This is a genomic window from Amycolatopsis orientalis DSM 40040 = KCTC 9412, from assembly GCF_000478275.1.
Classification (GTDB): Bacteria; Actinomycetota; Actinomycetes; order Mycobacteriales; family Pseudonocardiaceae; genus Amycolatopsis; species Amycolatopsis orientalis.
Genome location: NZ_ASJB01000077.1, coordinates 103,946 through 127,235, shown reverse-complemented (window position 1 = coordinate 127,235; position 23,290 = coordinate 103,946). Strand labels below are relative to the sequence as shown.

Annotated in this window: 21 protein-coding genes; 13 read left to right on the top strand and 8 right to left on the bottom strand. The window is 70.0% G+C overall.

The window, feature by feature from the left end:
• Positions 1-247: 247 nt before the first annotated feature.
• A complete protein-coding gene (pcrA, locus tag L324_RS27685; protein WP_037314914.1) occupies positions 248-2,656 on the bottom strand; it encodes a DNA helicase PcrA in 2,409 nt (802 codons plus the stop codon).
• 90 nt (positions 2,657-2,746) lie between these two features.
• Here pcrA and L324_RS27680 point away from each other — a divergent pair, with 90 nt between their 5' ends.
• From L324_RS27680 to L324_RS27650, 7 genes are all read left to right on the top strand, one after another.
• The gene (locus L324_RS27680; RefSeq protein ID WP_037314911.1) at positions 2,747-3,166 is read left to right on the top strand and encodes a DUF1707 SHOCT-like domain-containing protein; all 420 of its coding nucleotides are present in this window, start codon (positions 2,747-2,749) and stop codon (positions 3,164-3,166) included.
• A gap of 171 nt (positions 3,167-3,337) precedes the next feature.
• On the top strand, positions 3,338-3,625 hold the full coding sequence (locus L324_RS27675) for a chorismate mutase (protein ID WP_037314906.1): 288 nt from the start codon (positions 3,338-3,340) through the stop codon (positions 3,623-3,625).
• A gap of 191 nt (positions 3,626-3,816) precedes the next feature.
• Positions 3,817-4,122 carry a hypothetical protein gene (locus L324_RS27670; protein WP_037314903.1) on the top strand — a complete coding sequence of 102 codons (306 nt, stop codon included), beginning with the start codon at positions 3,817-3,819 and terminating at the stop codon, positions 4,120-4,122.
• A gap of 614 nt (positions 4,123-4,736) precedes the next feature.
• Positions 4,737-5,696, top strand: coding sequence for a hypothetical protein (locus L324_RS27665; RefSeq protein ID WP_037314900.1), 960 nt, complete (start codon positions 4,737-4,739; stop codon positions 5,694-5,696).
• 255 nt (positions 5,697-5,951) lie between these two features.
• Complete coding sequence (locus L324_RS27660) at positions 5,952-6,794, top strand: hypothetical protein (protein ID WP_037314893.1); 843 nt, start codon at positions 5,952-5,954, stop codon at positions 6,792-6,794.
• A gap of 219 nt (positions 6,795-7,013) precedes the next feature.
• A complete protein-coding gene (locus tag L324_RS27655) occupies positions 7,014-8,618 on the top strand; it encodes a serine/threonine-protein kinase (protein WP_037314888.1) in 1,605 nt (534 codons plus the stop codon).
• Positions 8,619-8,631: 13 nt separating this feature from the next.
• Complete coding sequence (locus L324_RS27650) at positions 8,632-9,678, top strand: serine/threonine-protein kinase (RefSeq protein ID WP_037314887.1); 1,047 nt, start codon at positions 8,632-8,634, stop codon at positions 9,676-9,678.
• Here L324_RS27650 and L324_RS27645 read toward each other — a convergent pair whose 3' ends face one another.
• The gene (locus tag L324_RS27645; protein ID WP_037314886.1) at positions 9,679-10,347 is read right to left on the bottom strand and encodes an alpha/beta hydrolase; all 669 of its coding nucleotides are present in this window, start codon (positions 10,345-10,347) and stop codon (positions 9,679-9,681) included.
• Between the two features lie 72 nt (positions 10,348-10,419).
• Positions 10,420-11,358 carry a LysR family transcriptional regulator gene (locus L324_RS27640; protein WP_037314885.1) on the bottom strand — a complete coding sequence of 313 codons (939 nt, stop codon included), beginning with the start codon at positions 11,356-11,358 and terminating at the stop codon, positions 10,420-10,422.
• Positions 11,359-11,459: 101 nt separating this feature from the next.
• On the opposite strand from L324_RS27640, the gene L324_RS27635 reads away from it, so the two are divergent.
• Positions 11,460-12,401 (top strand): DMT family transporter, encoded by a 942-nt coding sequence (locus tag L324_RS27635; RefSeq protein ID WP_037314884.1) that lies wholly within the window; start codon positions 11,460-11,462, stop codon positions 12,399-12,401.
• 91 nt (positions 12,402-12,492) lie between these two features.
• On the opposite strand, the gene L324_RS27630 is transcribed toward L324_RS27635, so the two are convergent.
• Genes L324_RS27630 through L324_RS27620 form a run of 3 tightly spaced genes read right to left on the bottom strand, consistent with a single transcriptional unit; the run spans position 12,493 to position 14,938 of the window.
• Positions 12,493-12,861 carry a DUF4345 family protein gene (locus L324_RS27630; RefSeq protein WP_037314880.1) on the bottom strand — a complete coding sequence of 123 codons (369 nt, stop codon included), beginning with the start codon at positions 12,859-12,861 and terminating at the stop codon, positions 12,493-12,495.
• Positions 12,862-13,569, bottom strand: a complete 708-nt coding sequence (locus tag L324_RS27625; protein ID WP_145926822.1) for a response regulator — start codon at positions 13,567-13,569, stop codon at positions 12,862-12,864.
• A gap of 7 nt (positions 13,570-13,576) precedes the next feature.
• Positions 13,577-14,938 carry an ATP-binding protein gene (locus L324_RS27620; RefSeq protein ID WP_081736492.1) on the bottom strand — a complete coding sequence of 454 codons (1,362 nt, stop codon included), beginning with the start codon at positions 14,936-14,938 and terminating at the stop codon, positions 13,577-13,579.
• A 110-nt stretch (positions 14,939-15,048) separates the two neighbouring features.
• On the opposite strand from L324_RS27620, the gene L324_RS27615 reads away from it, so the two are divergent.
• Both L324_RS27615 and L324_RS27610 read left to right on the top strand, forming a co-directional pair.
• On the top strand, positions 15,049-16,338 hold the full coding sequence (locus L324_RS27615; protein WP_037314877.1) for a PspC domain-containing protein: 1,290 nt from the start codon (positions 15,049-15,051) through the stop codon (positions 16,336-16,338).
• A complete protein-coding gene (locus tag L324_RS27610) occupies positions 16,331-16,564 on the top strand; it encodes a hypothetical protein (RefSeq protein ID WP_037314874.1) in 234 nt (77 codons plus the stop codon). The genes L324_RS27615 and L324_RS27610 overlap by 8 nt, the downstream gene beginning before the upstream one ends.
• Positions 16,565-16,851: 287 nt before the next feature.
• Here the strand turns inward: L324_RS27610 and guaA are convergent, their stop codons facing one another.
• A complete protein-coding gene (guaA, locus tag L324_RS27605) occupies positions 16,852-18,408 on the bottom strand; it encodes a glutamine-hydrolyzing GMP synthase (RefSeq protein ID WP_037314873.1) in 1,557 nt (518 codons plus the stop codon).
• Positions 18,409-18,534: 126 nt separating this feature from the next.
• Between guaA and L324_RS27600 the strand changes: the two genes are divergently transcribed.
• The 3 genes from L324_RS27600 (at position 18,535) to L324_RS27590 (ending at position 21,803) form a co-directional block, all read left to right on the top strand.
• The gene (locus L324_RS27600) at positions 18,535-19,065 is read left to right on the top strand and encodes a DinB family protein (protein WP_037314872.1); all 531 of its coding nucleotides are present in this window, start codon (positions 18,535-18,537) and stop codon (positions 19,063-19,065) included.
• 238 nt (positions 19,066-19,303) lie between these two features.
• Positions 19,304-20,338 carry a zinc-dependent alcohol dehydrogenase family protein gene (locus L324_RS27595; protein ID WP_037314870.1) on the top strand — a complete coding sequence of 345 codons (1,035 nt, stop codon included), beginning with the start codon at positions 19,304-19,306 and terminating at the stop codon, positions 20,336-20,338.
• Positions 20,339-20,357: 19 nt separating this feature from the next.
• Complete coding sequence (locus L324_RS27590; RefSeq protein WP_037314867.1) at positions 20,358-21,803, top strand: aldehyde dehydrogenase family protein; 1,446 nt, start codon at positions 20,358-20,360, stop codon at positions 21,801-21,803.
• On the opposite strand, the gene L324_RS27585 is transcribed toward L324_RS27590, so the two are convergent.
• Positions 21,800-23,254 (bottom strand): FAD-binding oxidoreductase, encoded by a 1,455-nt coding sequence (locus tag L324_RS27585; RefSeq protein WP_037314864.1) that lies wholly within the window; start codon positions 23,252-23,254, stop codon positions 21,800-21,802. The two genes, L324_RS27590 and L324_RS27585, sit on opposite strands and share 4 nt — an antisense overlap.
• Positions 23,255-23,290: the final 36 nt, after the last annotated feature.

Below are 23,290 nucleotides of genomic sequence, written 5' to 3'. Positions count from 1 at the left end.
CTGAGCACTTCCGGCGGTTCCGGACCCCGATCCGGCCCCGCCCCTTTTTCAACACCCCGCAAGTACTCCAGTACCCCACCCGCGAGAACCCCAAACAAGACCCCGTCCACACCGTGCGCCCCCTCCCTGATCGGGGCACACCGGCTTGTCCAGCATACCCCAGCGCATCGAACTCGTGTTCGATGACACAGGTATACGGGAAGGGTCCGACAGTTTTCGGACGCGGGGACGAAAGCGCAGGTCAGGGCTAGAGTTTGACCATCGGGACGCTGCCGATGAGCATCAGCCGGACCTTGCCGGCGGCACCGAAGTCGATGGTCGCGGTGGCCCGCGGCCCGGCCCCGTCGCAGGCGACGACGGTCCCGAGCCCGTACTTGTCGTGGCTGACCCTGTCACCGACGTCGAGCTTGAGCGCGACGGTGTCCTTCCAGCCCTTGCCGAACGGGCTCGTACCCGTCGAACCCGACGGCGACGAGGTGCCGCCACCGCGGCGGCCCCAGGTCGTCGCGGCGCGCGGCGAGCCGCCCGAAGAACCGAAACCACCGGAGGACGACGACGGCGCGAGCCTGCGCCAATCGACCAGCTCGCCCGGAAGCTCGTCCAGGAACCGCGAAGCCGGGTTCATCTGCGGCTGTCCCCAGGCGGAGCGCACCATCGACCGGGAGACGTACAGCCGCTTCCTGGCGCGCGTGATCGCGACGTAGGCGAGCCGTCGTTCTTCGGCCAGTTCGGTCGGGTCACCGAGGGCGCGCATATGCGGGAAGATCCCGTCTTCCCAGCCCGTGCAGAAGACGACGGGGTATTCGAGGCCCTTCGCGGTGTGCACGGTCATCAACGTGACCACCCCCGCGTCGTGCCCGTCCCCGTCTTCGCCGCCGTCGGCCGCGGGGATCGAGTCCGCGTCCGCCACCAGCGAGACCCGTTCCAGGAAGGCGGGCAGCGAGCCCGGCTCCGGGACTCCGGGTTCGGCCTCGGGCAGCTCGCCGTCCGGACCGGCGACCTCGGCGGTGAATTCGGTGAACTCCCGCGCGACGGTGACGAGTTCCGTCAGGTTCTCCACCCGCGACGCGTCCTGCGGGTCGTCGGACTCCTCGAGTTCCGCGCGGTAGCCCGTGCGCTCCAGGACCGCTTCGAGGATGTCGGCGACCTCGGCGCCGCTCTCGACGACCTCGCCGAGTTCGTCCAGCAGCTCGACGAAACCGGTGATCGCCTTGGCGGAGCGCGGGTTCAGCAGCGGCACCTCGCCGTTGACGGCCCCGCGCAACGCCTGCGCGAACGAGATGCGCTCGCGCTCGGCGTAGGTCGCGATGACCGCTTCGGCGCGATCCCCGATGCCGCGTTTGGGGACGTTGAGGACGCGGCGCAGGCTGACCGTGTCCTCCGGGTTCGCCAGCACCCTCAGGTACGCGAGCATGTCGCGGACCTCGCGCCGTTCGTAGAACCGCACGCCGCCGACGACCTTGTAGGGCAGGCCGAGGCGGATGAAGATCTCTTCGAAGACGCGGGACTGGTTGTTGGTGCGGTAGAAGACCGCGACGTCGGAGTAGTCCGCTTCGCCCTTGTCCGCCAGCGCGTCGATCTCGCCCGCGACGAACGCGGCCTCGTCGTGCTCGTTGTCCGCGACGTAGCCGACGATCTTCTCGCCGTCGCCCGCGTCGGTCCACAGCCGCTTCGCGCGCCTGTTGGGGTTACGCGCGATGACCCCGTTCGCCGCTGAGAGGATCGTCTGGGTCGAGCGGTAGTTCTGTTCCAGCAGCACGGTCCGCGCGTTCGGGAAGTCGCGTTCGAATTCCTCGATGTTGCGGATGGTCGCGCCGCGGAAGGCGTAGATCGACTGGTCCGCGTCACCCACGACGCACAGTTCGGCGGGCTCGATGCCCGACTCGTTCGGCTCAGTGCCGACCAGTTCGCGGATCAGCGTGTACTGCGCGTGGTTCGTGTCCTGGTACTCGTCGACCAGCACGTGCCGGAACCGCCGCCGGTAGTACTCGGCGACGTCCGGGAAGGTCTGCAGGAGTTCGACCGTCCGCATGATGAGGTCGTCGAAGTCGAACGCGTTGGCCTGGTTGAGCCGGCGCTGGTACTCGACGTAGACCTCGGCGACCCGGCGCTCCAGGTCGTTGGCCGCGTTCGACGACGCCGTCTCCGGGTCGACGAGTTCGTTCTTGAGGTTCGAGATGTGCACGGCCAGTGTGCGGGCCGCGTACCGCTTCGGGTCGATGTCGAGGTCACGGGCGACGAGCGTGATGAGCCGCTTCGTGTCGTCCGAGTCGTAGATCGAGAAACTCGACGACATCTCCAGCGTTTTGGCCTCACGGCGCAGGATCCGCACGCACATGGAGTGGAACGTCGACACCCACATGGCGTTCGCGCGGCGGCCGACGAGGTCGCTCACCCGCTCCCGCATCTCCGCGGCCGCCTTGTTGGTGAACGTGATCGCCATGATCTGGCCGGGATGCACGTCCCGTTCGGCCAGCAGGTACGCGATCCGCCGGGTCAGCACCCGGGTCTTGCCCGAACCCGCGCCCGCCACGACGAGCAGCGGCGAGCCCGCGTGGGTCACGGCTTCGCGCTGTGCCGGGTTCAGGTCGTCGAGCAGGTCCGTGTGCCGGGACTTGGCCGGACCGTCCGCTGGGAGATCGAAGAGGGTGTTCATCGCCGGTCCACGCTACAGCGCCGGGCGTAGGCGCTGTTGTCGCCTGCCGCCCGACGCGCGGGCGGTGTTCGCGGCGGAGGATCGGATGCCATGGACACCAACGGAATTCCCTCCCGGCTCAGGGCAGCCGACACCGACCGGGAGCGGGTCGCCTCGCTCATCCAGGCCGCCGGCGGCGAAGGCCGGCTCACCCTCGAAGAAGTAGAAGAGCGGCTCGGCACTGTGTATTCCACCAAGTACACGGACGAACTCGAGGCGCTCACCTCGGACCTGCCGCGACCCGCGCCGAAACGGCGTCCGGTCGCCTTCGGGCATCCGGCGGTGCGGGTGCATCTCGCGATTGCCGTCGTGCTTTCGGTGCTGCTCATCGTCCGCTGGACGGTTTCGGGCGTGCCGTTCTTCTGGCCGGCCATGCCGATGTTCTGGCTCGCGATGAGCGTGCTCGTGCACGCGCGGGTGCGCGGAGCCCGTCGCGGCTTCCGACCGCGTGACGGCGTCGCTGTGGCATAATGATCGGCGTGCAGCACCACGCGTTCCGATTTTTTTACGGGATCCGGACACCGGCTCCCGTGATCGCGTAGTGCCCGAAACGCCATCACCCGAAGCCCCGGAGTCCACGCGGACCCGGGGCTTTCGCCGTTCCGGGGGCCAGCAGGGAATCCGGACCGAAGAGAGGTCCCGATGAACACCACGCAGAAGCCGGATGCCGAAGAACCCGCCGCCACCGCCGAAGAGATCGGCGAGCTCCGGAAGGAGATCGACTGGCTCGACAGCGAGATCCTGCGCCTGGTCAAACGCCGTGTCGAGGTGTCCAAGACGATCGGCGCCGCCAGGATGGCCGCGGGCGGCACTAGGATCGTCTACAACCGCGAGATGGACGTGCTGGCCCGCTACCGCGAACTCGGGCCGGAGGGGCGGCAGCTCGCGATGGCGCTGCTGAACCTGGGCCGGGGCAGGCTGGGGCGATAGCAAAGGTCCCTTGCTCCCGCGACGTCCCGCCCGGATCGCGATTAGCCCGCTAAAGGCGACCCCGGGGCTCCCACGGCACCGGAGCGCGATTAGCCCGCTAAAGGCGACTCGCGTCACGATTGCGTGCGGTGAGGGGAAACTCAGGGTGTTCCCCGAGCCACGACGGCTCGGGACCAGGCAAACTGGACACCATGATTAACCTCATCGCCGTCGTGATCGCGATCGCCGGCGTGCTCGCCGCCTTGGGCCATCTCGGCTATCTCGCCCTGTTGAACAACGCGGCGGGTAAGCGCGCCGGGGGTACGCCCATCGCCCAGTACGTCAAGACACGCTGGCCGATCGCAGCGGGTACCACCGCGGCCTCGTTGTTCGCCTGGTTGCTCACTAGTGGGGGAACGACCCTCGACATCATCGCCATTTTGCTTGCAGCGGGTAGCGGTGTGACGGCCACCAAGGCCTTGCAGTCGACCCAGCAGAAGTACCGCAGCGGCAACTGAACGGCGTCACCAGCGCCGATCGCACTGCGTAACGTCACCGAGGCCCGTACGGCCGCGCCCGACCGAGTGAAACATCTGCAACTTGCAGAGCGGGTGAAGACTTGCGGGGGCCGAGCTTTTAGTGTGGGTCCCGTGAGGACCCTTGCGTCTGGGTCGGGCGATGCCCGTATGGCGCGCGGGGGCAGTGGCCCCGCGCGCCCGCAGTCGCATGCGCGTGCATTTGCTCACGAGAGTGCCCGGGAGTCTGCTCGCGAGGGATCCCGTGAAACCGTTGCTCCGTTCGGCTTAACCGGTGTCACATCGCCGTCAGGGCCGGCCCACGAGGGGGTCGCTCGGACATGAACGGCTGGGCGGAACACCAGGGACGGACCGGACGGGACGGCGCCACGCACGCGGGCCGCCATCGGGCCGGTGGCACCGAGAGCTGGACCCCACCAGTGCCGCCGAGGCGGCAGCGCCCGACCGGGCACGGGCATCGCGCACACGGCGAGTTCGCCCCGCCCTCCACCGGTTCCCTCCCCCTGCCGCCACCGCGGAACAGGAGGGCGCCGAGTCCCGGCTACGCCCCATCGAGCGGCCGACTGCCGCTCCCCCAGCCCGCTCGCGAGGTCCCCGTGGAACGCCCGGCCCGCGTCGAGGTCTCGTTGACCGAACCCGCCCTGTCCCCCGTGGAGGAAAGGCGCGCGAAGGCCGCCCAGCGCACGAAGGTGACGCTGACGGCGCCCGCCCCGCGGCGCCCCGAGCCGGTGGAGACCGACGACGTCCGCGTCTACCTGGCCCCGTCCTTCGACGGTCTGAGTACCTTCGACCTCGGTTCGGTGCCCGCTTCGGTGACCCCGCCCAAGACGTGGCGCAAGGCCGCCTGGTTCGCCGCCGCCGCGTCCGCGCTGGTCGTCGTCGGCCTGCTGTTCGCCGGTTCCTTCCTGGTCGGCAAGCCCCTCCCGGAGCAGCAGAGCCAGGGCGGCTGGCCCGGATACCGCGGTGGCAGCCCGCTGACCAACGAAGGTCTCGCCGGCAACCCGACCACACCGCCGCAGGGCGGCGCGGCGGGCAACCCGTCCGTCTCCGAGACCGATTCCTCCACCCGCGACGACCGCAGTTCCGCCAATTCCGGCACGTCCTCGGATCCCGAGAGCACCGGCAACGGCGGTTCGCAGCCCGATTCGGGCGGTCCCGTCACGACCGGCCGGTCCACGGCGCCGTCGAGCGACCGGCCGCAGAAGCCCCCGGTCACGCCCGCCGACCGCACGACCACGCCCGCCCCCTGGTACGCGTCGCAGCCGGACGCGCAGGCGATGGGCGACAACACCGAACTCTTCCTCAACACCGTCACCACCGACCCGCACCAGGCATCCAACGTGACCTCGGGCGGTCTCCGCGAAGAAGGCGCGCAAGGCCTGCGTGAGCGCTACGCCGACGTCGCCTATTTCGAGGTGAAGAAGGTCAGCATCGACCAGCGCCGCGGCGTCACGGTCAACACCGTCGAGGTAACCCACAAAGACGGGACGAAGACCATGGAACAGCGCACGCTGACCTTCGGTGACGACGACAAGATCGTCGACGACGGCATGTAGGTGGCCACGCACGTGCAGGTGTCCCGTTCCTCTGCACGTGCGGTGCGGCGAGCGGTTGTCCCTGGTCCGGGTGGGTGACATAAGCTGCCGTTCGTCGTATCGCGACGGCATTCCGGCGACAGAGCCTGGCCGCGGACCGTCTCCACAGGGTTACCTGACGACAGCAGGGTCCGCACCGTTCAGAAGACGGCCGCGCGGACCAGAGGCGTCGGCCGAACGGCCCAGCGCCTGCCCCGGACCAGAGCGAGGAATTTCGTGCTTGATCGACAGCGCATACGGCGTGAGGACGCCGTACGTGTCGAGGACGTCATCCCGGAAGAGATCCTGAACGACACCCGCGTCGACCGCGAGTACCTCGAGCAGGTCTTCCGCGAGCCGCAGAAGTTCGTCCCCGCCCGCACCCGCGAAGAGCCGTCGCCGCGCCCTGAGCCCGAAGACGAGCCGGAAAGCCGCAGCGCCCGGCGGGCCAAGCTGGCCGGCCTGGTAGCCGCAGGGCTGCTGGTCGCGGGAGCCGTCGTCACCGCGGGCGTGCTCGCCGGGACCCAGCGGCAGAACCCGGTACCGGGCGCCACCGCGCCCGAGATGATGAGCGGTGCCGCCGCGCTCGGCGGGCTCGCCGTCCCGGACGCCACCGAACAGCTGCGCAAGCACGAGGCGCCCGCTTCGGCGGGCTCCAGCACGGCGGCCCAGCCCTCTTCGGGCACCGGCTCGGGTTCGGTCCCGCGGCAGGGTTCGTCGTCCAGCAGCGCCAGTTCGCGGCCGGTCGCCAAACCGGCCGCGGTCACCACGGCCGAGGGCAAGATCGACGCGGTCCGGAAGTTCTACCAGACCGTCGACGCCGATCCCGGCGGCGCGCTCTCGCTGCTCGCACCGGTGCTGGCCGAGTCCGAAGCGGGCAGGATGATCCAGGCGTGGAGCGCCATGGACGCCATCCAGATCCAGGACATCCGGGAGCAGGCCGACGGGACGATCCTCGCCGTGGTGACCATGCGCGATCCGGACGGCGGCCTGGTGCGGGTCACGCAGGTGCTGGCGTTCGCCGACGAGACGACGGGCCTGATCACCGACGCCCGGCTGCTGTCCGCGCAGCACATGTGACGGATACCCCGCGTGAAACCGCCCTCCACCCAGGGCGATCAGAGCGTGCCGCGTGTGTGTGCGCAGAGTGAGCGCCTAGCCTTGTCACGAGTCGGTCTCGGAAAAGCCGGCACACAGACCACTACATGTGCATACGCTCCAAGGCTGTGGCGCGCTGAAGGCCGCACCGCGTGCGCGGACCACTCCGCGGCGTGAAGACGGAGCCCAAAGGGAGGTCGCGTGAGCGACGAGGGTCGCCTGGTCGCCGGTCGATATCGCATCGTCGGGCGGATCGGCACGGGCGCGATGGGTGCTGTCTGGCAAGCGCACGACGAGGTACTCGGCCGCACGGTGGCGATCAAGCAGTTGCTGCTGCAGCCCGGCCTGGAGGCCCAAGGCGCCGAGGACGCCCGCCAGCGCACCATGCGTGAAGGCCGGATCGCCGCCAGGTTGCACCACCCGAACGCCATCTCGGTGTTCGACGTCGTCACCGACGACAACGGGCAGCCGTGCCTGATCATGGAGTACCTGAACTCCACCAGCCTCGCCCAGGTGCTGCAGGAGGAACGGACGCTGCCGCCGATCGAGGTGGCCAGGATCGGTGCCCAGGTCGCGGCCGCGCTGACCGAGGCGCACGCGGTCGGCATCGTGCACCGGGACATCAAGCCCGGCAACATCCTGCTCGCCCCCAACGGCACCGTGAAGATCACCGACTTCGGCATCTCACGGGCCAAGGACGACGTCACGGTCACCAAGACCGGGATGATCGCCGGGACCCCCGCCTACCTGGCGCCCGAGGTGGCCATCGGCGGCGACCCCGGGCCGGAGTCCGACGTCTTCTCGCTCGGCTCGACGCTCTACGCGGCCTGTGAGGGCCAGCCCCCGTTCGGCCTCAGCGAGAACACGCTAAGCCTGCTGCACGCCGTCGCGGCCGGGCAGATCATCCCGCCGCGCCAGTCCGGCCCGCTCGCCAGCGTGCTGGCCGTGCTGCTGCACCCCGAGGTCCGGCACCGGCCCACCGCCGAAGAGTGCGAAGAGCTGCTGGCCGCCGTCGCGCGGGGTGAGACGCCGCTGGGCGGCCCCGCCGACGAGACCATGCTCGCGGCCCCGGTCGCCGGTGGTCTCGCGGGCGCGGGCGTGACCCAGGCCCTCGACAGCGAGGCGGCCGGGCATTCGGGCTCGCTCCTCGACGAACAGGCCGCGGCCGGCTCGTACTACGACGACGAGGACGACTACGACCAGCCGGCCGCGTCGAGGTACCCGGAAGACGACTACGACGGGTACGACAACTACGACGAGACCGCGTTGATGTCCGAACGCGGCCAGGCACCCACGCGCGCCGTCCCGGTGCCCGCGGGCGGTTACGACGACGATCCGTACGACGACGACTACGACAAGCCGCCGCCTCCGCCGCCCACCCGGGCGCAGACCAGCCCGGTGGACGAGGACGACGACGAGAAGCCGGGCGCGTGGAAGAAACCCGCGATCATCGGCGGGGTCGTGATCGTGGCGCTGGCCGCGCTGGGGTTCTGGCTGCTGAGCCCGAACAACCCGGAGACGCCCGCGCAGGTCGGGAACTCCTCGACCAAGCCTTCCCCGTCGGCGACGTCTTCGGCTCCCGCGACGACGGAAACGCCGACCGAGACCGAGTCGTCCGCGCCGCCCAAGGAGACGCCGTCCTCGTCGAAGAAGACGTCGACCAAGGCGAGTCAGACGGACGAGCCGGATCCGACGACTCCGTCGAAGACGCCCACCAAGACTCCGACGAAGACGCCGACTCCGACGCCGACCCCCACCCCGACGGACACACCAACATCACCGTCATCGACACCAGCCGGAACGTGATCCGAGGCAGCAAGTGAGTTCTGAAGGTTCCATCGTCGGCGGCCGGTACCGCCTGGATCAGCCCATCGGGCGCGGCCGGGCGGGCATCGTGTGGCTGGCGTTCGACACCCGGCTGCTGCGCACGGTCGCGATGAAGCGCATGTATCTGCCCGTCGGCCTGCCGCCGGACCGGGCGGAGCAGGCCAAGGCCGTCGTCATCCAAGAGGGCAAGGACGCGGCCAAGTTCGAGCACGCCACCGCCATCAAGGTCTACGACGTCCTGCCCGACGGGCCGGACGTCTGGCTGGTGATGGAGTACATCCCGTCGCGCGGGATGTCGACTTTCCTGGCCGAGCACGGCAGGCTGACCGCGGAGCAGGCCGCCGCGCTGGGCATCATGCTCGGCCGCGCGCTGGCCGCGATGCACGAGGCCGGGGTGGTGCACCGGACCGTCGAGCCGGGCACGGTCCTGCTGGCCGACGACGGCGGCGTGAAGCTCACCGACATCGGCATCACCGGTGGCGGCGCGAGTCCGGCGTACCGGGCGCCCGAGGTGGCGCGCGGCGAACCGGCGACCTCGGCGTCCGACGTGTTCTCGCTCGGCGCGACGCTGTACACCGCCGTCGAAGGGGTGCCGCCGTTCGGCGAGGACGGCGAATCGTCGGAGCGGCCGCCGCAGACCGCAGGCCCGCTGGCCGGAGCACTGCGCAAGATGCTGCGGGCCGAGCCGGACGCGCGGCCGACGATGGCCGACACGGTCCGTTCCCTGGGCGCCATCACCGAAGGGCGGCAGACGGCGTTCATCCCGCCGACAGCGCCCGCGATGCCCACGGTCCCGGCTTCCATGCCGATGCCGACGCAGCAGGCGCCGCAGCAGCCGGTTCCGCAGTTCGCCCAGCACCAGCCTCCGCAGTATCAGCCGCCGCAGCAGTACGCGCCGCCGACGCAGCAGTACTCCCCGGCCCCCGCGGCGCCGGCCGCGACCAAGTCGTCCGACACCCGGAAGTGGCTGATCACGGCCGGTGCCGTCGTGGCGGCGATCCTCATCGGCGTGCTGTTCGCGGAGCTGTTCCTGATCTAGTTACAACCGCTCGCGAACCAGTGCCGCCAGTTCCACGGGGCGGCTGAGGTAGGGGCTGTGGTCGGACCGCCAGGTCACCGTCGTCTCACAGCGGGCGGCGTAGTGGGCGAACACGTCGGGCACGATCGCTCGGTCCTCGGTGCAGGCGATGTAGGTGGTCGGCGTGTCCTTCCACGCGGTCCCCTCGGGCGATTCGTCGAAGATCGTGACAGGCTCGGGGCGCAGCAACGCCATGGCGCGCTCGGCGACAGGGTCCGTGCAGTCGGCGTACAGGGACTCTCGGACAGCGGAGAGGTCGAGTTGAGTCAAACCCGCTTCGTCGACGGTGAGGGCCAGCTGTTCGGGTTCGCGGCCGGTTTCCTCCGTCGCCCGTTCGATCCAGTACTGGGCGGTCTCACCGGGTCCGGAGACGATGGCGGCCAGGTAGATCAGGTGCGAGATCCCCTGTAGTCCGCTGGCGGTCAGTCCGCCGTAGGAATGGGCGAGCACCACCGGGGGTTCGGACGCCTCGTCGACGAGATCCTGGACGATGCGGGTGGTTTCGGCGATCGGAAGGCCGCCGAGGTCGGGGACGGTGACCTCGACGCCGTCCCGGCGCAGGCGCCCCACGACGTCGTCGAAATGGGCGGGCTGGTGCCAAGAGCCGTGCAGGACGATCAAGGGACGCACGGAGATCCTTTCACTGGCGGGAAAACGTGGGTTCCCTGCCAGGCTGTCGACCGCCGATACGGCTGTTCAAGCTCAGCCGGTTTTCCTGCCCACCTGATCACTCCCGCTTACCTGTCCGGTCAGGGCTCCTTCGCGGATGGCGCTGAGGAAACGTCGCACCGCGGGGTGTTCCCTGGCGTGCGCGGCCACGGCCGCGTGAATGGAGCGCACCGGATCGGGGCGGCGGACCTTGCGGATGGCGACGCCGGGATGCGGGGCGCCGAGGCCGAGTTCCGGGATCAGCGCGACCCCGAGCCCGGCGGCCACAAAGCCTTGTGCCGTCTGGTAATCCTCGGATTCTACGACGTGGTTCGGGGCGAATCCGGCGGCGCCGCAGGCCTCGAGCAGGATGTCGCGGCAGGCGCCGGGGAGACCGTCGACGCCGACCCACGGGTCTTCCGCGAGTTCGCCGAGGTCGAGTACGCGCTTACGGGCGAGCCGGTGGTTCTTCGGCAGGATCGCGCGGTACGGGTCGTCGAGGACGTGCACGTACTCGACGCCCCTGACGCGAGGAGTGCTGGTGGGTAGCACGATCATCGCGACGTCGGCCTCGCCGGACTCGATCTCGGGCATCGAATCGTCCGGCTCGACCAGTTTCAGATCGAGGCGGACGCCCGGGAAGTCCCGGCGCAGCGCGGCGACGGCCAACGGGACCAGCGAGGCACCTGCCGTGGCGAAGTAGCGGATCGCGAGCCTGCCGGTGCGGCCTTCCTTGAGTTCGGTGAGCGCGGCCTCGGCCTTGGCGAGCTGGGTGCTCAGCGTTTCCGCGTGCTCGGACAGCAGCGAACCGGCCGGTGTCGGCCGCACGCCGCGGCCGACGCGCTCGAGCAGTTCGACGCCCGCTTCCCTTTCCAGGGTGGACAACTGCTGGCTGATCGCGGAAGGTGTGTAGCCGAGGTTCCTGGCGGCGGCGGTGATCGAGCCACTGCTGATCACGGCCCGGAGGACCTGCATGCGGCGGACGTCCAGCATGGTCGAATCTTACAGTTCTTCTTAAGCCTTCCTGCAGTTATTTTCGCTTGTCCTTACGCGTCGGCGCGGCGAAGCTGGGCCAGGCACGAAGGAGGACTGGGGTGGGTGAGACCAAGACCCTGCTGCGGATCGGCGCGCTGGCGCTCATGTGGGGATCGAGTTTCTTCTGGATCAAACTGGGGCTGGGGGCGTTCTCCCCGGTGCAGCTGGTGCTGGCGCGGGTGGCGCTGGGGGCGGCCGTGCTCATCGGGCTCTGTTACCTGGGACGGGACAGGCTGCCGTCGGGGCGGCGGATCTGGGGACATCTGGCCGTCGCGGCGTTCTTCCACAACGCGCTGCCGTTCCTGCTGTTCGCGTGGGGTGAGCTGACCGTCGACTCCGGGATCACCGGCGTCCTGAACGCGACGACGCCGTTGTGGGTGCTGCTCGCCGCGCCGATGCTGGGCGCGCGGACGAAGATGACCGCGGTCCGGGTCGCCGGGCTCGTCGCGGGGCTCGCCGGGATCCTGCTGATCTTCGCGCCGTGGGAGGCCTCCGGCCTGCTCAGCTGGGGCGCGCTGGCCTGCCTCGCGGCGGCGGCGAGCTACGGGTTCGCGTTCGTCTACGAGGGCAAGTACCTGACCGGCACCGGCGACTCGCCGATGTCGCTGGCGGGTGGGCAGATGCTGCTCGCGACCGGGTTCCTGCTGCTGGCGATGCCGATGGGCGGCTTCGAACCGGTGCATCTGAGCACCGGCGCGATCGTCGCGGTCGTGATCCTGGGGATCGGGTCGACCGGGATCGCGTTCGCGCTGAATTACCAGCTCCTCGCGAGCGAAGGCGCCGTCGCGGCTTCGATCGTCGGGTACCTGCTGCCGGTGGTGTCGGTGCTGCTGGGGGCGGTGTTCCTGGCCGAGCCGCTGAACTTCCGAGTGATCGCCGGGATGGTCGTCGTGCTGGGCGGGGTCGCGCTGACCCGGATCCGGCCGAAGGAGCGGGGGACCTTTGCTACCGCCCCGGTGGCGGAGCGGCCCCTCGCCACCGCCGGGGAGGCGACGCCGTGACGACCTGCGTTTAGCGGGCTGAACGCGACGCGGTGCGGTGGGGCCCGGGGGCTCACCGCATCGCGTTTAGCCCGCTAAAGGCGACGCGCACTCAGAGGGCGGAGACGACGAGCAGGGCCGCCATGACCAACTCGACCCAGAAGTACAGCCAGCTCGGATAGAACCGCTCGGGCCGCTCCGCGAACCGCGCGACCAGCCGCCCGAAAGCCATCCCGACCAGCGCGACGGCGACCGAGATCGCGACACCCCGCTGGATCCCGCCGACGTCGAAGGCCGCGAAACCGAGCAGCACGGCGATCGCCACCCCGAAGCCGCCATAGACTGCGCGCACCTCGGTCCGCGCGGTCGCGGAGTCCAGGGTGATCCCGAACGGCGCGATCAGCCGGCCGGGCGCGACGAGTCCGAGCAGTCCCATCCCCAGGAAGAACACGGCCACCAGGCCGATGAGCACAGCCGCCATCTAGACGAGGCGCCGGTCGGAAGCCCACCGCGAAAGCTCGTACCGGTTCGAAAGCTGGGTCTTCCGCAGCACGCTCGACACATGCGTCTCGACGGTCTTCACCGAGATGAACAGCTCGGAAGCGATCTCCTTGTAGGCGTACCCGCGCGCCAGCAGCCGCAGCACATCGCGCTCCCGCGGCGTCAGCAGGTCGAGGTCCGGGTCGCTGATCGGCGCGGAACCCGGCCGGTCTGCGAACGCGTCGAGCACGAATCCGGCCAGCCGCGGCGAGAACACCGCGTCGCCGTCGGAGACCCGCACGACCGCGCGCACGAGTTCCTTCGACGAGATCGTCTTCGTGACATACCCGCGCGCCCCTGCACGGATCACGGCGATCACGTCTTCCGCGGCGTCGGAGACCGACAGCGCGAGGAACACGACGTCCGGCAGGTCCGGGCGGACCCGGCGCAGCACCTCGGCGCCGCCGCCGTCCGGCATGTGCACGTCGAGCAGCACCACCTGCGGCTTGGTCCGGGCGATCCCCGCGACCGCCTCGGCCACTGAGCCCGCCTCGCCAACCACGCGGACATCGTCGGTGATCGAGTCCAGTTCGGTGCGCACACCCGCCCGGAAGAGGGCGTGGTCGTCGACGAGGAAGACCTTGACCGGCTCCCGCGTCTGCTGGTTCTCCGTCACGATGCTCCCTCGTTCGCCCTGTCCCGTGAGCATAGCGACCTCACGCCGCGCCCTTCCCCGCCTTGACCGGCATCTCCAGCTGGACTTCGGTTCCTTCACCCGGTGCGGTGCGCAGCTTGCACTTGCCCCCGTGCCGTTCCATCCGCCCCCGGATCGAGTCCGCGAGTCCGTGCCGGTCGGCCGGGACGACGTCGGGATCGAAACCCTTGCCGCGGTCGCGCACGAAGACCGTCACCGCTGTCGGCTCGACCTCGGCGTACACGCTGACCTCGTCGACGCCCGCGTGTTTGGCGGCGTTGACGATCGCTTCGCGGGCAGCCTGGACCAGCGCGGTCAGCGGCTCGTTCAGCGTCGCCTCTCCCACCACGACCTGCTGGACCGAAATCGCGAACGCGTCCTCGACCTCGCCGCACGCGGCCGCGAGCACCTCGGACAGCTGCCCGCTGATCGCTTCCTGTTCGGTCTTCTGGCTCTTGCCGTACCCCGTCGGCCCGTACAGCCAGCCGCGCAGTTCACGTTCCTGACCACGCGCGAGCCTGGCGACCTCACGCGGCGATTCCGCCTGCTTCTGGATCAGCGCGAGGGTCTGCAGGACCGAGTCGTGCAGATGCGCGGCGATCTCGGCGCGTTCGTCGGTGCGGACGCGGGCGGTGCGCTCGTCCGACAGGTCGCGGACCAGGCGCAGCCAGAACGGGACGGTCAGCACGGCGACCCCGAACAGCGTCGCGATCACCGCGACCAGCGCGAACTTGACCTGGTCGATACTGCCGCTCTGCAGGACGACGACGCCGATCCCGGTCATCACCAGCGCGACACCCGCGACGACGCGGATCGCGGCCGACCAGCCACCGCCACCGAGGAACGCCCCGGCGACGCTGCCCTTGGCACCGAGACGCCAGCGCCGCCGCTGCGACTCGTCGGCCTCCCGCCAGACGACGGCCGCGCCGATCATGGCCAGCGCGAGCGGGATGGCGAGCCAGCCGCTGATCAGGCCGGTCAACGTGCCGCTGGCGACGGCCAGCCCGACCCCGAGCGCCATCAGGCCGAAAGCCTGCTGCTTCTCCTTCGGGGCGGCCTTTTCCTGCTCCTGCGCGATTTCACCGGACTGCTGCTGGACAAAGACCCAGAGCAGGCCGTACGCGAGCAGTCCGGCGCCGTTCATGGCGGCCAGCAACGCGAACGCCGTCCGGACCCAGAGCACCTTGACGCCGAGGTGGTCGGCGAGCCCACCGGCGACGCCCGCGATGGCGCGGCCGGAGCGGCGGCGGTACATCTTGGGCGGCTCGAAGGGCGCCGGGGACAGACTGCCGGGAACGGGCACCGGCGGGCGCTCGATGATCGTCGGCTTCACCTGTGCGGCGAGGTCGCTGGGGGCGGATTCCTGCACGTTCTCCATGGTCACACGGAGTGGGGCACTGATCCATCGGGGAAACCCCTGACTCTTCCCGCTGGGGGAAACCTCAGGGACGATCCCGGATGTGGCCGTCCCCGCCGGAGCGCATTCTTTGTGGCATGAGTGGGAGTGAGACACACACACCGAAGCGCGGCCCCGCGGCCGGCTTCGAAGAGACCGTCAAGGATTTCTGGCGGAGCAGGCCGGTCCGCCCGGCGCACGGCCGTAAGTTCGCCGGTGTCGCCGCGGGGATCGGCTACCGGTACGGCATCGACCCGACCGTGGTCCGCGTCGCGCTGGTCGCCGCGACCGTGTTCGGCGGGTTCGGTTTCTTCGTCTATCTGCTGGGCTGGCTGTTCCTGCCGCAGGAGGGCGACCGCGTTTCCGCGTTCGAAGGCCTGATCGGCCGGGGCCGCGCGTCGAGTTCGCCGGCGTTCGCGGTGCTGCTGCTGGTCCTGCTGTTCCCGGGGCTCACCTGGACCTTGAGCGGCGGCTGGATGACCGACGGCACCGGGCTGATCGGTTTCGCGCTGATGGCCGTCGCGCTGTACCTGCTGCACCGCAGCCGCGGACAGTTCAACCGGCCGACGATGCCCGCTCCGGAGTATCCGACCGCCGCGTTCTCGATGGCGTCGGCGTCGACCTCGGCATCGACCGCCTCTTCCTCGTCGACGACGGCGACCGAGGGCGGCTGGGACCCGCTCGCGGCCGACCCGTCCGCCTGGGATCTGCCGAACGCTTCGCCGTCCGGCGGTCTGCCGCCGCAGTCTCCTCCGCCGCCTCCCGCGCCGCCGATGCCTCGCGGCCGGAAGTCGAAGATCGGCGTTGCGACCTTCGGGGTGGCCGTGCTGGTCGGCGGTGTGGGCACCGTCCTGGGCCTCGACGGAGAACCGTGGTTCTCCATGCAGCACGTCGTCGGGCTCACCCTGGGCGTGGTCGGCATCGGGCTGGTCGCCGGCGCGTTCGTGCGAGGCGGCCGCGGGCTGATCGGGCTGGCGGTGCCGCTGGCGATCGTCGGGATGGCGCTCACCACGATCCCGTTCGAGAACTTCGACGTGAGGGGCGGCGTCGGCGATCTGAGCGCGACGCCGAGCCAGGCGTCCGAAGTGCAGCCGGAGTATCACCGCTCTGCCGGGAACGTCGACCTCGACCTGACCAAGTTGCCCGCGGGCAGCTCGGTGACCACGAAGGTCACCACTGGGGCGGGCAACTCGACGGTGCTCGTGCCGATGAACGCCGAAGTGAAGGTCACTTGCGAGACCGGGGCGGGTGACGTCGACTGTCTCGGCCAGTCCCGCTCGGGACTCGGCGTGGACGCGGTCGACTTCACGGCGCCGGGCAACGGCAGCCAGAAGATCGTCCTGCAGGTCAAGAACGGCGTCGGAAACGTGGAGGTGCGTCGTGGCTGAGTACGACTACGACAGTTCGCAGAGCCAGACGACTCAGCCGGCGAAACGCGGAGTGGACGTCTTCACCCTGATCGTCGGGATCGCGACGCTGCTGGTGTCGGGTTACGTCCTCTCGGACGGCTCCTCGTGGCTCCCGCAGTTCGACTTCCGGTGGGTCATGGCGGGCGGGGCGATCTTCGTCGGCGTCCTGCTGCTCGCCGCTTCGCTGCGCAAGAGCCGCCGCTAGCGGCCCCGCTCACGACTCACTCCCTCTGAAGGCCCCGGCCCCTCGCCGGGGCCTTCGCCTTTGCCTCCCCCACCTGCTGGAGGGAGCGACTTTCGCCCCCTGATCGTGATCCGGTCGCCCAGGTGCCCGAGGCCCACCGGATCGCGATTAGGGGGCGAAAGTCGACCTGGGTCGGCCAGGTGCCCCGGGCCCCTCCAGATCGCAATTAGGGGGCGAAAGTCGCTCCGCTCGCCCAAGGCCCTCCAGATCGCGATCTGGGGGCTAAACGCAAGTCGGGGCGGAGCGGGTCACTCCCACTCGATGGTGCCCGGCGGCTTGGAGGTGACGTCCAGGACCACGCGGTTCACCTCGGCGACCTCGTTCGTGATGCGGGTCGAGATCCGCTCCAGCACCTCGTAGGGCAGCCGCGTCCAGTCCGCGGTCATCGCGTCCTCGGACGACACCGGCCGCAGCACGATCGGGTGTCCGTAGGTCCGCCCGTCACCCTGGACGCCGACACTGCGGACGTCGGCCAGCAGCACCACCGGGCACTGCCAGATCTCGCCGTCCAGTCCGGCCGCGGTGAGTTCCTCGCGCGCGATGGCGTCCGCCGCACGCAGCGTCTCGAGCCGCTCGGCATCGACGGCGCCGATGATCCGGATGCCGAGCCCCGGCCCGGGGAACGGCTGCCGCTGCACGATCGTCTCCGGCAGCCCGAGCTCCAGTCCGACGCGGCGCACCTCGTCCTTGAACAGCAGGCGCAGCGGCTCGACCAACTCGAACTGCAGGTCGTCGGGCAGTCCGCCGACGTTGTGGTGGCTCTTGATGTTCGCCGTGCCCTCGCCGCCGCCGGACTCGACGACGTCCGGGTACAGCGTCCCCTGGACCAGGAACTTGTAGTCGCCCTCGGCCTTGAGATCCCGCTCGGCCTGCTCGAACACGCGGATGAACTCGCGGCCGATGATCTTGCGCTTCTCCTCGGGGTCGGTGACCCCGGCCAGCGCGTCGAGGAACCGCTCACGGGCGTCGACGGTGACGAGGTTGACCCCGGTCGCGGCGACGAAATCGCGCTCGACCTGGGTGCGCTCGCCCGAGCGCAGGAGGCCGTGGTCGACGAACACGCAGGTCAGCCGGTCGCCGATGGCGCGCTGGACCAGCGCCGCCGCCACGGCGGAGTCGACACCGCCGGAGAGCCCGCAGATCGCGCGGCCGTCGCCGACCTGCTCGGCGATCCGCTTGACCTGGTCGTCGACGATGGACGACGTCGTCCACTGCGGCCGGATGCCGGCGATGTCGTGCAGGAAGCGGCGAAGCACCTCCTGGCCGTGCGGCGAGTGGTGCACCTCGGGGTGGTACTGGACACCGGCGAAGCGTCGCTCGACGTCTTCGAACCCGGCGACGGCGGCACCGTCGCTGGACGCGGTCACGGTGGCGCCTTCAGGGGCCTTGGTGACGCTGTCGTTGTGGCTCATCCAGGCGGGCTGGTGGTTCGGGAGGCCGGCGTGCAGGACGCCGCCATCGCCGGCGACGCGGACCTCGGTGCGGCCGAACTCGCGGATCCCGGTCGGCTCGACCGTGCCGCCGAGCGCCTGCGCCAGCACCTGGTGGCCGTAGCAGATGCCGAGGATCGGCACGCCCGCGTCGACCAGCCCGGGGGCGAGCGCGGGGGCGTTCTCCGCGTACACGCTGGACGGACCACCCGAAAGGATGATCGCGGAAGGGTCCTTCGCGAGGATGTCCTCGGCGGTGGCCGTATGCGGGACGACCTCGGAGTAGACCTGCGCCTCCCGCACACGGCGCGCGATCAGTTGCGCGTACTGCGCCCCGAAGTCCACGACGAGTACCGGACCGGTGGGACTGGGCACCTGAGACCTCCTGATCAGAGCAGCACGCTTCCCCACCATCGTCCCAGGTGGGCCCGGTCACCCCGCCGCCAACCCCCACACGATTCAGGACAGTCGCTGACCGCCAGGCGGCCTACCGTCGAAGGCATGGGCATCGACTGGAGCAAGGAACTGTCCGAACAGCTCGACTGGCACTGGACACAGCACCTCAGGCCGCGGCTGGACACGCTCACCGACGACGAATACTTCTGGGAGCCCGTCGAGGGCTGCTGGTCGGTGCGGCCGGGTGAGGAAGGCCGCTTCACCATCGACTGGGCGTACCCGGAGCCGTCACCGCCGCCGGTGACGACGATCGCCTGGCGCCTCGCCCACATCATCGTGGGCGTCTTCGCGATGCGGAACGCGTCGCACTTCGACGGCCCGCCCGCCGACTACCTGACGTTCACCTACGCGGGCTCGGCCAAAGAAGCGCTGGAGCAGCTCGACGACGCCTACGCGCGCTGGCGTGACGGCGTCCGCGGTCTGACCGCCGAAGACCTCGCGAGGCCGTGCGGCCCGGCTGAAGGCCCGTACTCCGAATACCCGCTCGCGACCCTCGTCCTGCACATCAACCGGGAGGCCATCCACCACGGCGCCGAGATCCTCCTCCTGCGCGACCTCCACGCGCGTCGCCTTTAGCCGACTAAACGCGACACACAGGCCACGTCGCGTTCAGCCCGCTAATTGCGCTCCCTCCCCACGTCGCGTTCCGCCCCCTAATCGCGCTCCCTCGCCCCACGTCGCGATTAGCCTGCTAAACGCGCTCCCTCCCTCGGGTCGCGTTCCGCCCCCTAATCGCGACGCGCGGCCCGCGTCGCGTTTAGCGGGCTAAACGCGACGCGCCCATACTGGGCCCAGTCGAGGAAAGGACCCCGTCTTGCGAGCGACTGTCATCTACGGCGCCGGCGACGTACGCGTCGAGACCGTCCCGGACCCGAAACTGAGCGAACCGACCGACGCCCTCCTCCGCGTCGTCCGCTCGTGCATCTGCGGCAGCGACCTCTGGCCGTACGGCAGCATGCCCGCCCGCGACCGCGGCGTCCGGATCGGTCACGAATTCCTCGGCGTCATCGAGGCCGTCGGCTCCGACGTCACCACGCTCAAGACGGGCGACCTGGTCGTCGCGCCCTTCGTGTACTCCGACAACACGTGCCAGTTCTGCCGCGAAGGCCTCCACACCTCGTGTCTGCACGGCGGCTTCTGGGGCGCGAAGGGCGTCGACGCCGGCCAGGGCGAGGCCGTCCGCGTCCCGCAGGCCGACGGCACCCTCGTGAAACTGCCGCACACCGAGGACGACGACCTGCTCGCGTCGCTCCTCACCCTCTCCGACGTCTTCCCGACCGGCCACCACGCCGCGGTCAAGGCGGGCGTGAACGAGCGCACCACCGTCACCGTCATCGGCGACGGCGCCGTCGGGCTCTCCGCCGTCCTCGCCGCGAAGCGTCTCGGCGCCGAGCGGATCATCCTGATGGGCCGCCACCAGGCACGCACGGACCTCGGCCGCGAGTTCGGCGCGACCGACGTCGTCTCCGAACGCGGCGACGAAGGCATCGAGAAGGTCCGCGAGCTGACGAACGGCGAAGGCACGCACACCGTCCTCGAATGCGTCGGCACGAAGCCCGCCTTCGAGATGGGTGTCGGCGCGGTCCGCCCGGGCGGCACGATCAGCCGCGTCGGCGTGCCGCAGTACGACGAGGGCCCGATCGGCCCGCCGCTGTTCCGCCGCAACATCACCGTCACCGGCGGCGTCGCCCCCGCGCGCCATTACATCCCCGAACTGCTCGACGACGTCGTCGAAGGCAGGTACCAGCCGGGCAAGGTGTTCGACCGGACCATCGGGCTCGAAGAGGTCCCCGACGGCTACCGCGCGATGGCCGACCGCGAGGCGCTCAAGGTGCTCGTCAAGCCCTGACTGGAATACCTTGTCATCCATGGACATGATCACCCCGGAGCCGCGCCCCGCCTGGATCGCCGGCCGCGCCGAGCAGGGCGCTTCGACGCTCACCGTGCACCATCCGTACGACGGAAGCGAAGTCGCGACCGTCGCGGTGCCCGGTCCGGAGCAGGTCGAACGAGCGGTGAGCGCGGCGGCGGGCGTCGCGAAGGAGTTCCGGCGTTCGTCGGCGCACAGCCGCGCCGCGGCGCTCGACCACGTTTCGCGGGTCATCGCCGGCCGGGCCGAGGAGATCGCCGAGGTCATCACCGCCGAGAACGGCAAACCGCTCAAATGGGCCGACGCCGAGGTGCGGCGCGCGGTGTCGGTGTTCCGGATCGCCGCCGAGGAGGCCCGCCGGTTCAGCGGTGACCTGCAGCGACTGGACACCGACCCGGCGGGCGAAGGCAGGCTGGCGCTCACCCGCCGCGTCCCGCGCGGCCCCGTCCTGGGTATCGCGCCGTTCAACTTCCCGCTGAACCTGGTGGCGCACAAGGTCGCCCCGGCGCTCGCGGTCGGTGCGCCGATCATCGTCAAACCCGCGCCGCGCACTCCGCTGGCCGCGCTGATCCTCGGCGAGATCCTGGCCGAGACGGAGCTGCCGGAAGGCGCGTTCTCGGTGCTGCCGCTCGGCAACGAGGAGACTTCCGCACTGGTCGCGGATCCCCGGCTGCCGGTCGTGTCGTTCACCGGTTCGGGCCCGGTCGGCTGGTCGCTGGCGGATGCCGCGCCGCGCAAGCACGTCGTACTCGAACTCGGCGGCAACGCGGCCGCCGTCGTGCTGCGCGACTGGCCGGATCCCGAGGGTGCGGCGGAGCGCATCGCGACCTTCGGCAACTACCAGGCCGGGCAGTCGTGCATCGCGGTGCAGCGGGTGATCGTCGAACGCGAGGTCGCGGGCGAATTCGTGCCGGCGCTGGTGGAAGCCGTGAAATCCCAGCGGACCGGCGACCCGTACGACAAGAACACCGACGTGGGCCCGGTCGTCGACGAGGCCGCCGCGGAGCGGATCGTGGCCTGGATCGACGAAGCCGTCGCCGCGGGCGCGAAGCTCCTCACCGGCGGCAAGCGGGACGGCGCGACGGTGGAGCCGACCGTGCTCACCGACGTGCCACCGTCCACAAAGGCCTGGGCGGAGGAGATCTTCGGTCCGGTACTCGCCGTGTCCATTGTAGAGGGTGTCGACGAGGCTTTCGCGTCGGTCAACGAATCCGCCTACGGCCTCCAGGCCGGGGTGTTCACCCGCGACGTGCATCTCGCCTTCTACGCGTCGACCGAACTGGAGGTCGGCGGCGTGATCATCGGCGATGTCCCGTCCTACCGCGCGGACCAGATGCCGTACGGCGGCGTCAAGGGCTCAGGTGTCGGCCGGGAAGGCGTTCTCGCCGCGATGCACGACCTCACCGAAGAACGGGTCACCGTCTTCACCGGCATCGATCTCTAGCCGGGAGTGATGCCCTGCGCGAACCCGAACACCTTGTCCGGGTCGTAGGTCTTCGCCACCTGCTTGAGACGGGTGGCGTTGTCGCCGTAGTAGGCCGTCATCCAGTCGGGCAGGGCGGGGTCGATGTAGTTGACGTAGCCCCCGCCCAGCCCGATCCCCGTCACCACCTCGGCCACGGAATCCGTTGCCGCGGAACGGTTACGGGGATCCGCCTGACTGTAGATCTGCACACTGCCGATGGCCTTGCGGTGCCAGAAGGCGGTGTCGCCCGGGGCGATTTCGGCCACGGCTCCGCCGAGACCGTCGATCAGGACGTCCATTCCACGCCTCCCGGAAAGCGCGGACGTCAGCTTGGACGGATCGGCCGGTTCACCGAGTATCCGCGAAGAGGCCACAAAGGACTGTCGATTCTCACTGCCGGAGAAGTACTTCATCGCGCCGAGATAGTCGAGCTGCTTCATGGTCTGCGTGGCACCGCTCTTGTCGGTCAGCCGCGAAAGTTCCGTGGTCAAGGAAGCGGAATCCCCTACATAGCAACCGGAAACCCGGCACCCTACCGGGGATCCGCCCGAGAGCACGACGTTCGCCCACAGCTCCGGCGGCGCTTCGGGAAGCCAGCGCTGCCACTGGGCGAGGACGTCATTCGCGCTGCCCGCCGGGAAACGCAAGGAGAACACCGAAACGATCGAGGGCGCCGGATCGGTACGAAAGGTGAACGAGGTGACGACGCCGAAGTTGCCGCCTCCCCCACCCCGTAGCGCCCAGAACAAGTCCGGCTCGGAATCCGCCGACGCGGTCCGCAGCTTCCCGTCCGCCGTGACGATCCGCGCGGACACCAGGTGATCACAGGTAAGGCCGTATTTTCGGGCGAGGACACCGATCCCGCCACCGAGTGTCAGCCCGGCGATCCCGACAGTGGGACAGGAACCCGCGGGCAGGCACCGGCCCGCGGCGCCGAGTTTCGCGTAGACGTCCTTGAGCTTCGCGCCCGCGCCGATCACGACCTGTTCACCTTGGACGTCCACTGAGGACATTCCACCGAGGTCGATCATCAAGCCGCCATCGGGAACCGAGTAGCCACCGTAGCTGTGGCCACCACTGCGCGCGGCGATCGGGACCCGCCGCGCCGCGGCGGAAACGGCGGCCTGCACGTCTTCCGGCTTGGCGCAGAGGGCGATCGCGGCGGGTTCGCGCCCGTCGAAGGCCGGATTGAACACGCGTTTGGCGTTGTCGTAACCGGAATCCCCCGGCAGGAGCAGGGAAACCTTCTTCCGCAACGCGGCCCAGTCCGGCGGACCGGACGGCGGCGCGACACTGCTGCTCGGCGGCAACGACGTTCCCGGCGCCGAGCTGGGCGCCGACGCGGGAGGCGCGGCCGAGCACGCCGTCGCGGCCGCCCCGGCCGCTGTCGCACCGGCGAGCTTGAGGAAGGTCCTTCGCCCCAACTTCATGCCCGTTAGACGCCCGTGAGGCGGGCAGGTTGCGGC